Origin of the sequence: Flavobacterium indicum GPTSA100-9 = DSM 17447 (genome assembly GCF_000455605.1) — a bacterium.
In the GTDB taxonomy this organism is placed as follows: Bacteria; Bacteroidota; Bacteroidia; order Flavobacteriales; family Flavobacteriaceae; genus Flavobacterium; species Flavobacterium indicum.
Window position 1 is genome coordinate 838,146 of sequence record NC_017025.1, and the last position, 14,548, is coordinate 852,693.

15 protein-coding genes are annotated in these 14,548 nt (G+C 32.0%); 11 read left to right on the forward strand and 4 right to left on the reverse strand.

Translation table 11 applies throughout. The features are described 5' to 3' along the window. Positions 1 to 41 precede the first annotated feature (41 nt). The 3 genes from KQS_RS03695 (at position 42) to KQS_RS03705 (ending at position 2,280) form a co-directional block, all read left to right on the forward strand. The gene (locus tag KQS_RS03695) at positions 42 to 1,082 is read left to right on the forward strand and encodes a quinone-dependent dihydroorotate dehydrogenase (protein WP_014387871.1); all 1,041 of its coding nucleotides are present in this window, start codon (positions 42 to 44) and stop codon (positions 1,080 to 1,082) included. Between the two features lie 265 nt (positions 1,083 to 1,347). Then, positions 1,348 to 1,638 carry a hypothetical protein gene (locus tag KQS_RS14310; protein ID WP_157868386.1) on the forward strand — a complete coding sequence of 97 codons (291 nt, stop codon included), beginning with the start codon at positions 1,348 to 1,350 and terminating at the stop codon, positions 1,636 to 1,638. 63 nt (positions 1,639 to 1,701) lie between these two features. Next, positions 1,702 to 2,280 (forward strand): non-canonical purine NTP diphosphatase, encoded by a 579-nt coding sequence (locus tag KQS_RS03705; RefSeq protein ID WP_014387873.1) that lies wholly within the window; start codon positions 1,702 to 1,704, stop codon positions 2,278 to 2,280. Here the strand turns inward: KQS_RS03705 and KQS_RS03710 are convergent, their stop codons facing one another. Next, the gene (locus tag KQS_RS03710; protein WP_041251979.1) at positions 2,281 to 2,883 is read right to left on the reverse strand and encodes a trimeric intracellular cation channel family protein; all 603 of its coding nucleotides are present in this window, start codon (positions 2,881 to 2,883) and stop codon (positions 2,281 to 2,283) included. A 228-nt stretch (positions 2,884 to 3,111) separates the two neighbouring features. On the opposite strand from KQS_RS03710, the gene KQS_RS03715 reads away from it, so the two are divergent. The 3 genes from KQS_RS03715 (at position 3,112) to KQS_RS03725 (ending at position 7,011) form a co-directional block, all read left to right on the forward strand. Then, a complete protein-coding gene (locus KQS_RS03715) occupies positions 3,112 to 4,992 on the forward strand; it encodes a DEAD/DEAH box helicase (protein ID WP_014387875.1) in 1,881 nt (626 codons plus the stop codon). 103 nt (positions 4,993 to 5,095) lie between these two features. Then, positions 5,096 to 5,863 (forward strand): carboxypeptidase-like regulatory domain-containing protein, encoded by a 768-nt coding sequence (locus tag KQS_RS03720; RefSeq protein ID WP_014387876.1) that lies wholly within the window; start codon positions 5,096 to 5,098, stop codon positions 5,861 to 5,863. 2 nt (positions 5,864 to 5,865) lie between these two features. Further along, on the forward strand, positions 5,866 to 7,011 hold the full coding sequence (locus KQS_RS03725) for a WG repeat-containing protein (RefSeq protein ID WP_014387877.1): 1,146 nt from the start codon (positions 5,866 to 5,868) through the stop codon (positions 7,009 to 7,011). Here KQS_RS03725 and KQS_RS03730 read toward each other — a convergent pair. After that, positions 7,001 to 7,672 (reverse strand): TrmH family RNA methyltransferase, encoded by a 672-nt coding sequence (locus KQS_RS03730; RefSeq protein WP_014387878.1) that lies wholly within the window; start codon positions 7,670 to 7,672, stop codon positions 7,001 to 7,003. The genes KQS_RS03725 and KQS_RS03730 overlap by 11 nt on opposite strands. Before the next feature lie 45 nt (positions 7,673 to 7,717). Between KQS_RS03730 and KQS_RS03735 the strand changes: the two genes are divergently transcribed. The 5 genes from KQS_RS03735 (at position 7,718) to KQS_RS03755 (ending at position 12,068) form a co-directional block, all read left to right on the forward strand. Next, positions 7,718 to 8,248, forward strand: coding sequence for an RNA polymerase sigma factor (locus KQS_RS03735; RefSeq protein WP_014387879.1), 531 nt, complete (start codon positions 7,718 to 7,720; stop codon positions 8,246 to 8,248). Continuing rightward, a complete protein-coding gene (locus KQS_RS03740) occupies positions 8,241 to 9,029 on the forward strand; it encodes an anti-sigma factor (RefSeq protein WP_014387880.1) in 789 nt (262 codons plus the stop codon). The genes KQS_RS03735 and KQS_RS03740 overlap by 8 nt, the downstream gene beginning before the upstream one ends. An 87-nt stretch (positions 9,030 to 9,116) precedes the next feature. Next, positions 9,117 to 9,773 (forward strand): Sir2 family NAD-dependent protein deacetylase, encoded by a 657-nt coding sequence (locus KQS_RS03745; RefSeq protein WP_242400772.1) that lies wholly within the window; start codon positions 9,117 to 9,119, stop codon positions 9,771 to 9,773. Positions 9,774 to 9,850: 77 nt separating this feature from the next. After that, on the forward strand, positions 9,851 to 11,194 hold the full coding sequence (gene purB, locus KQS_RS03750) for an adenylosuccinate lyase (protein ID WP_014387882.1): 1,344 nt from the start codon (positions 9,851 to 9,853) through the stop codon (positions 11,192 to 11,194). A 103-nt stretch (positions 11,195 to 11,297) separates the two neighbouring features. Continuing rightward, entirely contained in the window at positions 11,298 to 12,068 is a 771-nt protein-coding gene (locus KQS_RS03755; RefSeq protein ID WP_014387883.1) for a polysaccharide deacetylase family protein, read from the forward strand. Between the two features lie 52 nt (positions 12,069 to 12,120). On the opposite strand, the gene guaB is transcribed toward KQS_RS03755, so the two are convergent. Both guaB and KQS_RS03765 read right to left on the reverse strand, forming a co-directional pair. Next, positions 12,121 to 13,593 (reverse strand): IMP dehydrogenase, encoded by a 1,473-nt coding sequence (gene guaB / locus KQS_RS03760; protein WP_014387884.1) that lies wholly within the window; start codon positions 13,591 to 13,593, stop codon positions 12,121 to 12,123. Between the two features lie 62 nt (positions 13,594 to 13,655). Further along, on the reverse strand, positions 13,656 to 14,519 hold the full coding sequence (locus KQS_RS03765; RefSeq protein ID WP_014387885.1) for a hydroxymethylglutaryl-CoA lyase: 864 nt from the start codon (positions 14,517 to 14,519) through the stop codon (positions 13,656 to 13,658). Between the last annotated feature and the right edge of the window lie 29 nt (positions 14,520 to 14,548).

Sequence of the window (14,548 nt, forward strand, 5' to 3'; positions counted from 1 at the left end):
TAACTAATAATTTTTTAACTTTGTGCAAACAACACAACAACATGTATAAATTACTTATTCGTCCATTACTTTTCTGTTTCGATCCAGAAAAAGTGCATTATTTTACCTTTTCAGCCTTAAGAGTAATTAATAAAATTCCGATTGTTTCTTCCATTTTTAATTCGTTTTATCAATTCGAAGATAAGCGTCTGGAACGAGAAGTTTTTGGTTTAAAGTTTAAAAATCCGGTTGGGTTAGCGGCTGGTTTTGATAAAGATGCTAAATTGTACAAAGAATTGTCAAATTTAGGTTTTGGATTTATAGAAATTGGTACATTAACCCCAAAAGCACAAGACGGAAATCCAAAAAAACGATTGTTTCGTTTGCAAGAAGACAGCGGAATAATTAATCGAATGGGTTTTAACAACGGTGGTGTTTTAGAGGCTGTAGAGCGATTAAAGAAAAACAACGGACACGTTTTAATTGGCGGGAATATTGGAAAAAACAAAGTTACACCAAATGAAAATGCAACGGATGATTACGTAATTTGTTTTAATGCATTATACGATTATGTTGATTATTTCGTTGTAAATGTAAGTTCACCTAACACGCCTGGTTTAAGAGAATTGCAGGATAGAGAACCGCTAACAAAATTATTACAAGCGTTACAAGATTTAAATAATCAAAAAACGGTCACCCTGAGCTTGTCGAAGGGAAAACCCATTTTATTAAAAATTGCTCCCGATTTAACCAATGAGCAGTTGTTGGATATCATTGCGATTGTAAATGATACAAAAATAGCTGGAGTTATTGCTACTAATACGACATTATCTAGAGATGGCTTGCAATCGGTTAACAAAATTGAAGCGGGTGGATTGTCTGGTAAACCATTAACGAAACGTTCTACTGAAGTCATTCGTTTTTTAGCAGAAAAAAGTAATCATGCTTTTCCGATTATTGGAGTTGGTGGTATACATACAGCAGAAGATGCTATTGAAAAGTTAAATGCTGGGGCTAGTTTAGTACAGTTGTATACTGGATTTATTTACGAAGGGCCGCAATTAATAAAAGATATTAATAAGAAGATTTTACAATTGCAATAGAGAATACAAAAATCAATAACAATTTTTAACGATTATTATGACTGTTAAAAAAATCAATGAAAGTATTTTAAGCGGAGAATTAAAGTTATCATTTTTAAATATAATTGATCAATTTTGGATTTCGATTTTATTTTTTTCTATGCCTTTTCTTATAATTTTAATATCAATTAATAAACCATTTGATTTTAAAAATGAAAGATTTATAATAATTCTTATAGTTTCTTTTTCTATAAGTCTATTTGGTTATTTTCTTCAAAAAAGTAAATTGAAATTGAAAAGTGTTCAAACAAATTTTTCATATGAAGTTTTAATTCAGAAAATAGAAAGTTTAGCTGTTAACTTAAATTGGAAATTAAAAGTAAAAAAAAGTAATTATTTTTTGTTTGTAACAAATCCAAAACTAACATCTGGAAGTTGGGGAGAACAAATTACTGTTTTAATAAAAGGAAGTAGAGTTTATGTAAATAGTGTTTGCGATTTAAATAAAAGAACTTCTATAGTTTCATTTGGACGAAATAAAAAAAACGAACTCGCAATATTGCAAAACATAAAATAATACATTTTCATTAAAAAATCCATTTAATCCTTTAAAATCCGCGTGCCAATAAAAAAGAAAACCATGAAACTAGTCTTTGCGTCAAATAATAAAAATAAAATTGCTGAAATTCAGCAATTAATTGGAGATAAATTTGAAATTGTTTCTTTAGAAGACATTGGTTGTACAGAAGATATTCCTGAAACCGCTGAAACTATTGAAGGAAATGCAATATTAAAAGCACAATACGTTTATGATAAATATGGACTCTCTTGTTTTGCTGATGACACGGGTTTAGAGATTGATGCGTTACAAGGGGAACCCGGTGTGTATTCTGCACGTTATGCAGGCGAACAGAAAAATGCAGACGATAATATGGCTTTGGTTCTTCAGAAATTAGAAAATAAAACCAATAGAAGCGCTCAATTTAAAACTGTAATAGCTCTTAATTTTGGAAGTGAGCATTTCTTGTTTGAAGGAATAGTAAAAGGAACAATAACTCCAGTAAAAAGAGGGAATGAAGGTTTTGGTTACGACCCTATTTTTCAACCAGAAGGTTTTGATGTTACTTTTGCAGAAATGTCCATGCAGCAAAAAGCGACTATTAGTCATCGAGGAAAAGCTGTAGAAAAGTTAGTCAATTTTTTAAAAAGAATGATGTAATTACTCTTTATAAAGTTGTGGTAAACTCCATTTATAATAGACAGCTAGTAAACGCAATGTAATAATAAAAGAGGAAGTTAAAAGATATAGTAGGTCTTGGTTTAAATTCAATTGTTTTAAAAAGAAATACAAACCTCCGCCAATAATGCATATTGTTGCATAAATTTCTTTTCGAAACAAAATTGGGATTTCGTTGCATAAAATGTCTCTTATAACACCACCAAAACTAGCTGTCATAGTTCCTAATGCGATACAAATCATTGGGTCGAGTTCTTTTGATATTCCTTTTTCAATTCCTATTATTGTAAAAATTCCTAAACCAATAGTGTCAAAAAGAAATAATGACACTCTTAATTGGTCAAGTTTTTTTCTAAACAGTACTGAAATTAAAACACCAAAAAGGACAATATAAATATATTGTGTGTCAATCATCCAACCAACAGGTGTTTTGCCAATTAATATATCTCTTAGCGTTCCACCTCCAAGAGCAGTTACAAAAGCAATAACAAATACGCCAAAAGCATCTAATTTTTTATTTAGTCCAGTTAAAACACCCGATATTGCAAAAAACAGTGTGCCAATGATATCAAGAAGATGAAACATTTTTTTATTTACAAAATTAGGAATCATTCTTGATTATTGTTGCGTTTAATTGTTTAATTTCTATAGTTTAATAAGAATAACGATTGATTCTTTGGTGAAAATTTTCTAATTCTCATCGAGATGTTGTTGTAAACATCTGATTATTAAGCTGTAAAATGGAAATAATTGGGAATAATTAGTAAAATCCATATATTAAGCGTACCTTTGCAGCCAATTTAAAAATACAGAATGAATAAATTTGAGCAATTAGGGTTAAACGAATCTTTGTTAAAAGCAATAGGTGATTTAGGATTCGAAACCCCGTCAGAAGTACAGGAGAAAGCAATCCCACTATTATTGGAAGAAGACACAGACATCGTCGCTCTTGCCCAAACAGGAACAGGAAAAACCGCAGCTTTTGGTTTTCCATTAATCCAAAAAATTGATCCTTTCAACAAACAAACACAAGCTTTAATTCTTTCTCCAACGAGAGAATTGTGTTTGCAAATTACAAACGAGATTAAATTATACTCGAAATACATTGACGGTTTATATACCGTTGCGGTTTACGGTGGTGCGAGTATTAATGATCAAGCACGTGACGTAAAGCGAGGAGCCCAAATTATTGTGGCTACTCCAGGTAGAATGCAGGATATGATTAACAGAGGTATGGTGAATATTAAAAACATCAACATCTGTGTTCTTGATGAGGCGGACGAAATGTTAAACATGGGGTTCTATGAAGATATAACAAGTATCTTATCGGACACTCCTAGAGACAAAAACACATGGTTATTCTCAGCAACAATGCCACAAGAAGTAGCAAGAATTGCAAAAGAATTCATGAACAAACCACAAGAAATTACAGTTGGACACAAAAATTCAAGTTCAGCCAATATTTCTCACGAATATTATTTAGTTAATGCACGCGATCGTTATGAAGCGTTGAAAAGATTAGCTGATGCGAATCCAGACATTTTCTCAGTAGTATTTTGTAGAACGAAAAGAGATACACAAGCTATTTCTGAAAAATTAATTGAAGACGGATATAATGCTGCAGCTTTACATGGCGACTTGTCTCAAGCACAACGTGATGCAGTAATGAAATCATTCCGTGGTCGTCAAATTCAAATGTTAGTTGCTACTGATGTTGCGGCACGTGGAATTGATGTTGATAATGTAACACATGTTATTAATTACCAATTGCCAGATGAAATTGAAACGTATACGCACCGTTCAGGTCGTACAGGTCGTGCAGGGAAATCGGGTACTTCTTTTGTGATTATTACTAAAAGTGAAATTAGAAAAATTCACGCTATTGAAAGAATCATTAAAACGAAGTTCGAAGAAAAACCAATTCCTTCTGGAATGGAAATCTGTGAAATTCAATTATTACACTTAGCTAATAAAATTAAAGATACAGAAACAGATCATGCAATTGATTCGTATTTACCGGCTATCTTTGATATTTTAGGTGATTTAGATAAGGAAGAGTTAATTAAAAGAGTTGTTTCTGTTGAATTTAACCGATTCTTAAACTATTATAAAAAATCGAAAGATTTAACTCAAATTCCAGGTAAAGGCGGAGAGGTTCCTACTTCAGGTGCGGTTCGTTACTTTATTAATATTGGAGCGAGAGACGGATTTGAATGGATGGAATTGAAAGACTTCTTGAGAGATACATTAGAAGTTGGTCGTGATGACATCTTTAAAGTAGATGTAAAAGAAGGATTCTCATTCTTTAATACTGATGCTGAATTAGCAGATAAAGTAATGTCTGTTTTAAATAATATTCAGCATAATGGAAGAAAAATCAATGTAGAGATTTCTAAAAATGATGGTGCAAAAAACCAAAATAGAAGAGATCATGGAGGAAGAGACAGAAAACGTGAAGGTGGATTCTCTGGTAGAAGAGAAGGCGGACGAGACGGTGGAAGTCGTGACGGTGGTTTTAGAAGAGAAGGTGGTGCACCAAGAGGAGAAGGACGTTCAAGAAGAGACGGTGGAAGTGAAAGACGTTCAGATTCTAGAGATGGAGGAAGAAGAGGTGAAGGAAGATCGGAAAGAAGAAGTTCTGGAGGAGATTCAAAGGCCATGTTTGATAAAGCAAAGCGTTCTAGAAGAAGTTAATATTTAAATCCCGAATTTTTCGGGATTTTTTTATAATCTTATGTTAAGTTTGAATTTGTATTTCATAAAAATAAATACTTTTGTTTTTACTAATAAGTTTCCAATGAAAAACCTAATCTATATTTTATTTTTGTTTGTTTCATTTGCTGTAAAAGGTCAAAATGATACTTTGGCTGTAAAGATAAAAGCTAAGATTGTAAATAGTGTTTCAAAAAATTCTATTACCGGAGTTACCATTATAAATAAAACAAAATCTATTACTTCGGTTTCAGATGAAAATGGATTTTTTGAGATAGTTGTGAGTCCAAATGATGTGTTATTCTTTTCTCACATATCTTATGAATATGCTAAAATTGACATTACAAATACTTGGTTAAATTTAAAAAATAAACAAATTACTTTATATGATAAGGTGAATGAAATTGAGCCTGTTTTAATATCAGAAATTTTATTAACTGGTTACTTAGAGATTGATACAAAATTAATACCTGTGAATGAAAATTATAGGTTTAATATAGCAGGTTTAAACTTAGGTTATGAACCAGGAATGAAAGCACCGAAAGCAACTCAAAATATTCTTAATTCATTGACAAATCCTGTTGATTTAGTTTATTCTCTTTTTAATGGTAAACAAAAAGACATGGATAGATTAATGGAAATTAAAAAAGATGAAAATTTCAAAAAATTATTAAGTCAACAAACCGATAGAGAGGCAATTTCAATGTTGTTGCAAATGGATAAAGCTGAAATTGCAAAAATTTTAGAAAAATGTAATTATTCAAAAGTGTTTATTGATTCGGCTAGTGATTTACAAGTTTTAGATGCATTAGCAACAGCTTATTCTGATTATCAAGTTTTAAAAGGGAAATAATAATGTTGCTAAGGTTTTTCTCAATTGTTGCACTTTTTTTTGTATCAAACGTTTTTTCTCAAACACCTTTAATTCCCTATAGAGATGGAAAAGCATGGGGGTTTTGTGATACTTTAGGTAAAGTTATTGTAAAGCCTTATTTAGATACTATTCATGATGTGCGTTACGATGGTTTTTTCAAAAAAGCCGCGTTCGTAGTTCGAAAAGGGAATAATAAATTTGTAGTTAATGAGAATAATCAGTTGGTAGTTCCTATACTAAATAAGTACGATTCTATTAAACTAAAACCATTTGATGTAAGGTATGTTGAGGTTTATAAAAAAGGGAAGTTAGGGATTGTTCGAGAGTTAGTTGAAAAAGTACCTTGCTTATATGATGAGGTTGTTGTTGCTGCTAATGCCAGTTATTATGTGTACTTGGATCAGAAATGTGGATTGTTAAATGAAAAGAAAAAACTAGTTATACCTATTCAGTTTGATGAAATCTATCCGATTGGTGAAGAAATGATAAATCGTAAAACGTTATTTGCTTGGGAAGCAATCAAAAATGATAAAGTTCAGAAGTTTTTTGACAATGTAAAAATTGAAGATGGTCAAGATATGGTAGTTGGCCTAAAGGAAATGGTTGGCTCAACCTATTTTTCTGAAAATAAAATTAAAGAAATACAAAGTATGTTGAGTAAGCAATATGCGTTTGTTGAGATAAATGAGTATGAAGGTATAGCTATTGTGGGAAATTCTAAAGATAGATTAGGCGTGTATTCTTTGGCTAAAAAAGAATTGCTAATTGAGCCAAAATATGAATTTGTTGCATTAGAAGGTGAAGATGCAGCTGCTTTGTTGTTTAAAGTAAAACTAAATTCTAAATGGGGAGTGCTTAAAGAAAATAATCAAGTTTATTTGCCGATAAAATATGATTCAGTAGTGTTTGATTCTTCATTAAATTTGTTTTTAATCGAACAAGAAAGGAAAATAGGTTTCAAAATTAAAAACACAATTTATCCAACCGTTGAACCAAAATATTTAAAAGTTATTGATAAACAAAATTTTCAAGTAAACGACGCTTGGAATTTTTCACTAATTCAAGTTCAAACTTCAAAAGGATATGGTTTTGTTGGGGAAAACGGTATTGAATATTTTAAGGATTAGATTCGTAATACCTACTTTCAATATAGGCTATATCTTTGATTGATTTTCTGGTCCAATCTAATCGTTTATCTAAGAGTTCCTCCTCGGTCAATTGCCATTCAATTGAAGATTTTCTAATTCTATTAGTTAAATCTTGTATGACAATGGCTGCAGAGACTGAAATATTCAAACTTTCTGTAAAACCTACCATTGGGATTTTTAAAAAACCATCGGCTTGTTGCATCACTTCTTCTGATAAGCCTAATTTTTCAGTACCAAAGAAAATCGCTGATTTTTGTGTAATATCAAATGCGTCTAATAGGCATGAATCGTTGTGTGGTGTTGTGGCAATAATTTGATAACCTTTATTTTTTAAATCGTCAATACAATTTTGAATCGTAGAAAAGCGGTTAATATCTACCCATTTTTCAGCGCCTAAAGCAATTTCTTTGTCGATTCGTTTTCCAAATCGTTGTTCAATAACATGTAATTCTTGTACGCCAAAAACTTCACAGCTACGCATTACCGCACTCGTGTTATGTAATTGATACACATCTTCCATAGCAATAGTAAGGTGTTTTGTTCTGTTTTTCAAAACTTTAAGAAAACCATTTTTTCTGTTTTCAGTGATAAAACCTTCTAAATATTCAAGTAATTTTTCTTTTTCAAATCTGTTTTTCATTTTTTTATAGTATAATTTACTTATCTTTAACACAAACTAAATTGCATGAAACAAGAAGAATTACTGCCATTATTATTAAAAAAGGACGACAGGTCCTTCACCTTGCTCTATGATAATTATTCAAAGAGTTTGTATGGTGTTATCTTTAATCTTATAAAAGATAAAGAAGAAGCTGAAGATTTACTTCAAGAAGTTTTTGTAAAAATATGGAAAAACATTGACTCTTACAACGATTCTAAGGGAAGGTTTTACACCTGGATGTTGAATATCGCCCGAAATGCAACCATAGACAGATTGCGTTCTAAAGGATTTAACAACAGTCAGAAAAACTTATCTTCCGATAATTTCGTACATATACTTGATGACAATGCAAAGGAAGTCAATAAGATAGATGCAATTGGAATACGAACGTTTATTAATAAACTAAAACCCAAATGTATCCAAATAATTGATTTATTATTCTTTAAAGGATATACACAGCAAGAAGCGTCAGAAGAGTTAGCAATTCCTTTAGGAACAGTAAAAACTCAAAATAGAAATTGTATGAACGAATTAAGAATGATGATCAATGACTAGTAGAGAAATTATTGACTCAGGTATTTTGGAATTGTATGTTTATGGTTCGCTTCCCGAAAATGAAATAGCGGAAGTGGAGCAGTATATGAAACAATTCCCTGAAGTTGCAGAAGAAGTATTTTCAATTGAAAAAGCGGTTATTAATTTATCACAAAGTGCAGCGCCTTATTTATCAGCTGCTAATTATGAAAAAATTAGAAAACAGCTCATTGAAAAGCACAAGACCATTGATATGTCCGCTCAAAACTCATGGAAGCAATATATGGGATGGGCAGCAGCCGCAGTTTTTGTCTTAGGTATGGGATGGCAGTTTAAGAAGTTAAATGATTCTAATGAAACAATTAACCAATTAAGCGTAGAAAAAACTAAAATGCAAGAATCTGTTGTAACGTTAGAAATTAAATCTAAAGAAGCAGAAACGTTATTAAATGTTGTTAGAGATAATAATAATGTTCAAGTTGCATTAGCCGGACAAGCGGTTTCTCCAACCTCAAGTGCAAAAGCATATTATAACAAACAAACTAAAGAGGTTTATGTTGATGTTTCAGGTTTACCAGCACCGCCAAAAGGAAAAGTGTATCAGGTATGGGCTTTAAAATTATCACCTTTGACGCCTACCAGCATAGGTACATTAGATAACTATACAGCAGATTCAAGTACATTGAAAATGTTTAAAGTGGATAATGCAGAAAACGCAGAAGCCTTTGGTATTACACTTGAGCCAGAAGGCGGAAGTAAGTCACCAACATTGGAACAATTATACACTTTAGGAAAGGTTTAAAAATTAATTGAAATACTAAAGCACTCTACAAGGGTGCTTTTTCTGTTTGGAAGCATGAAGAAAATTGTAGTTTTAACAGGCGCAGGAATGAGCGCCGAAAGTGGAATTTCAACATTTAGAGATTCGAATGGTTTGTGGGAAAACCACGATATCATGGAAGTGGCATCTCCTCAGGGATGGAAAAAAAATCCAGCTTTAGTCTTGGATTTTTACAATAAACGAAGAGCTCAATTAAAAGAGGTATACCCTAATCTGGGACACCAAATTTTAGCAGAATTAGAATCTCATTTTGACGTACAAATTATTACTCAAAATGTAGATAATTTGCATGAAAGAGCTGGTTCTAGTCATATTTTACATCTGCACGGTGAGTTAACTAAAGTAAGAGGTGAATTTTCTGAGCAAGAGAATATTCATTGGGAAGATGATGTTACTATCGGTCAACAAAATAATCAGGGAGAGCAACTTCGCCCTGCAATAGTGTGGTTTGGAGAAGCAGTTCCAAAATTTGAAGAAGCTGTTAAAATAGCCGCTTCCGCAGATATAATGTTGATTATTGGAACTTCTTTACAAGTTTATCCGGCAGCAAGTTTAATGGAGTATCCTAAAGCTAATGTTCCAATTATCTATATTGATCCGCATCCTGCAATTGATAGCTTAGATAAAAAAAGGGTTCATGTTATGGCAATGAAAGCTAGTGAAGGTTTGGCGTTGGTGAAACAAAATTTGCTTGGAAAAAAATAATAAAAAACTCAAGTCTAAATACTATTTAGTGGACACTATTTGCTAAATTTGCACCTTTAAAAAAATAAACAACACACATGCAACTAACTGAATTAAATGCTATTTCACCTATTGATGGTCGTTATAGAAGTAAAACGGTTTCATTAGCTCCCTATTTTTCGGAAGAAGCGTTAATTAAATACCGCGTTTTAGTAGAAGTAGAATATTTTATCGCTTTATGTGAATTACCTTTACCTCAATTGTCAGGTGTAAAGGCAGATTTATTTGAAGATTTACGTGCTATTTATAAAAACTTTTCTACGGAAGATGCACTTTGGATTAAAAAAACTGAGAAAACAACCAACCATGATGTTAAAGCTGTTGAATATTTCATTAAAAAGAAATTTGATGATTTAGGATTGTCTGCTCATAAAGAATTTATTCATTTTGGATTAACTTCTCAAGATATTAATAATACAGCAATTCCTCTTTCTACTAAAGAAGCTTTTGAAAATGTATACTTGCCAAGTTTAGTTGCTGTTATTCAAAAATTAAAAGAATTGTCTGTTGAATGGGCTGATGTTCCTATGTTAGCTAGAACGCATGGACAACCCGCATCTCCAACACGTTTAGGTAAGGAAATTGGAGTGTTCGTAGAACGAATTGAAGAGCAAATGCGATTGTTGTTTAATGTACCTTTTGCTGCTAAATTTGGTGGCGCAACGGGGAATTATAATGCACATAAAGTGGCTTATCCAGCTATTGAATGGAAAGTGTTTGGGACTAAATTTGTTGAAAATACTCTAGGATTACGACATTCATTTCCAACAACACAAATTGAACATTACGATCATTTTGCTGCATTTTTTGATGCTTTAAAACGTATAAATACTATTTTAATTGATTTGGATAGAGATATTTGGACGTATGTTTCTATGGATTATTTCAAACAGAAAATTAAAGCTGGAGAAATTGGCTCTTCGGCTATGCCTCATAAAGTAAATCCAATTGATTTTGAAAATAGCGAAGGAAATTTAGGAATAGCCAATGCTATTTTTGAACACTTGGCAGCAAAATTACCTATATCTCGTTTACAAAGAGATTTAACGGATAGTACGGTTTTAAGAAATGTAGGTGTACCAATTGGTCATACCATTATTGGATTAGAAGCTACTTTGAAAGGATTAAATAAATTATTGTTGAATGAGGCTAAATTTGCAGAAGATTTAGAGAAAAATTGGGCTGTTGTTGCAGAGGCAATACAAACAATTTTAAGAAGAGAAGCGTATCCAAATCCTTATGAAGCTTTGAAGGATTTAACAAGAACGAATACTGTAATAAATAAAGAATCTATTCATGCTTTTATAGAAACCTTAAATGTTTCTGAAACTATTAAAATTGAATTAAAGCAAATTACGCCAAGTAATTATTTAGGAATTTAATATTTAATAAATAATATTTTTTTAACCCGATGAATTTTTAAATTATCGGGTTTTTTGTATTATTTATTATATGTTTATATTTTTGAAAAAAATAGATAATTAAATGAATAAAATCCTATTGTATTTTTCAATATTTATTATTGTTTCTTGTTCAACTGAAAAAAAAATAGCACCTGCCTATAAAGCTGGAGTTGTTATTACATTTGATGATGATTATGTGCAAGAATGGTACGACTTAGATGCTGCGATGCATAAATACAATTGGAAAGCAACTTTTTGTGTTTGTTATATCGATTCTTTAAATGCAAAAGAAATTGGTCAATTAAAAAAAATGCAAGCGAAAGGGAATGAAATTGCAGGTCATGGATACGAACATGAAAATGCAAGGATGTATGTTTCTAAAAAAGGTTTAGCACCTTATTTGAAAAACGAAATTATTCCTATGGAAAATGCATTTAGAAAAAATGGGTTGCTTTTAAATTCATTTGCTTATCCTTTTGGAGCAAATACTCCCGGAATTGATAAAGCTTTGTATAAGCATTTTAAAATGTTGAGAAGAACCTATAGTACTTCAAAAAGAATGAAGGATAATACTTGTTTCTTTTCTGGAAATAGTAAAACTGTAACAGGTTTAGGAATAGATAATAGTTACCAACATTATGATTTAGATTTCTTTTTGAAAATATTGAATTATGCAAAAAGAAATAATAAAATAGTGATTCTTTATGCGCATAAACCTGTCCAAAAAGTCACGGGTTCTTATCAAGTGGATTATAAAACGATAGAAACAATTTGTAAATATGTTAAAGAGAATAATATGCAATTTTATACTTTATCGGAATTGCATCAATACTTGCCTTTAAATAAGAAATAAAGAAATCCGTTCATTGAACGGATTTCTTATTATAACTTTAAAATTGTAATAATTATCTAGAATAATTTGGTGCTTCTTTGGTAATGGTTACATTATGAGGGTGACTTTCACTAATCCCGCTTGATGTAATTCTAACAAATCGGCCAGTAGCTTGTAATGTTGGTATGTCTTTAGCACCACAATAGCCCATTCCAGCTCTTAAACCTCCAATAAATTGTTGCATGCTTTCATTAAGTTCGCCTTTGTAAGGTACACGTCCTACAATTCCTTCTGGAACTAATTTTTTCACATCATCTTCAACATCTTGAAAATACCTGTCTTTCGAACCTTCTTTCATAGCTTCAACTGAACCCATTCCTCTGTATGATTTGAATTTTCTTCCTTCAAAAATGATGGTTTCTCCAGGAGATTCTTTAGTTCCGGCTAACATGGAACCTAACATAACTGAATAAGCACCTGCCGCTAATGCTTTTGGAATATCACCAGTATAACGTACACCACCGTCTGCAATTACCGGTATTCCTGTACCTTGTAAAGCAGCCGCTACTTCTAATACAGCAGAAAATTGAGGGAACCCAACACCTGCAACGACACGTGTGGTACAAATAGAACCTGGTCCAATACCAACTTTTACTGCATCAGCACCGTTTTCAACTAAGTATAAAGCCGCTTCTGGTGTGGCAATGTTTCCAACTACCACATCAATTTGTGGAAAATTTGATTTTACTTGTTTTAATACATCAACTACACCTTTTGTGTGTCCGTGTGCAGTATCAATTATAACCGCGTCAACACCTGCGTTAACCAAAGCTTCAGCACGCTGAATAGCGTCTGCAGTTACACCAATAGCTGCAGCAACACGTAACCGTCCAAATTTATCTTTGTTAGCGTTTGGTTTCTGCGTTAATTTTGTAATATCTCTAAATGTAATTAATCCGATTAATTTGAAATTAGCGTCAACAACAGGAAGTTTTTCAATTTTATTTTCTTGTAAAATTTCTTCGGCTTGACTTAAAGTAGTGCCTTCAGGAGCGGTAACAAGATTGTCAGAAGTCATTACTTCGGTAATAATTCTTGTATTGTTTTTTTCAAATCGTAAATCCCGATTAGTAACAATTCCCTTTAGAGCACCTGTGTTGTCTACCACAGGAATACCACCAATGCTAAATTCTTTCATGGCTGCTTTTGCATCACCAACATTGGCCGTTAAAGGTAATGTAACAGGGTCGATTATCATTCCGCTTTCAGCACGTTTTACTTTTCTAACTTCTGCAGCCTGTTGTTCAATGGTCATGTTTTTGTGTAAAACACCAATTCCTCCCTCTTGAGCCATAGCGATTGCCATAGCACTTTCTGTTACCGTGTCCATAGCAGCTGAAACAACAGGAACATTTAATGTGATATTTTTACTGAATTTTGATTGAATGGAAACTTCTCTAGGAAGTATTTCAGAATAATTGGGAACTAATAAAACGTCATCGTAAGTTAGACCTTCACCAATTATTTTAGTTGTGTGTGCTTTCATGGTGCAATTTGTAATTAAATTGCGTGCAAATTTACTAAAAAAATAGTTATAAATTGAAATTATTAATGGTAAAAATTAAAAATCTTCAAGGCTTCATTATAAGCGCTTTCAAAACTTATTGCGTGACAGTTAGTTTCTGCTTTCTGAGCGGTAAAATAAGAAAGAAGTTTCTCAGTTGGCATATTACCAGTTAAATCGTCTTTTGCCATCGGACATCCACCGTATCCTTTAATTGCACCATCAAAACGCGTGCAACCTGCTTTATAAGCTGCATCTACTTTTTCAAACCATGTGTCTGGAGTAGTATGAAGATGAGCGCCAAATTCAATTTCTGGATATTTCGGAATTAAATTACTAAATAAATAGTCTATAATTTCTGGCGTTGAAGACCCAATTGTGTCTGAAAGTGATAAAATTTTCACCCCCATATTGGCTAACTTTTCTGTCCATTCACCCACGATTTCAACGCTATAAGGATCTCCATAAGGATTTCCAAATCCCATTGAAATATAGGTAACTACTTCTTTGTTGGATTTGTCTGCAATTTCTAAAATTTCTTGTAAGGTAAATAAAGATTCAGCAATTGTTTTGTGCGTGTTTCGCATCTGAAAATTTTCAGATATTGAAAAAGGAAAACCTAAATATTGAATTTCTTTATGAACTGATGCATTAATTGCACCTTGTGTATTAGCTATAATAGCCAATAATTTACTTTTGGTTTGAGATAAATCTAATTGTGCCAAAACTTCAGCTGTATCTTGCATTTGAGGAATTGCTTTAGCAGATACAAAACTTCCAAAATCAATAGTATCAAAACCCACTCTCAATAAAGATTGGATGTATTGTACTTTTTTTTCTGTAGGAATAAAAGTTTTAATGCCTTGCATGGCATCTCTTGGACATTCTATTATTTTTATCGGCTTCATGGAGGTCAAAGATAAAGAAAACTTTGTTT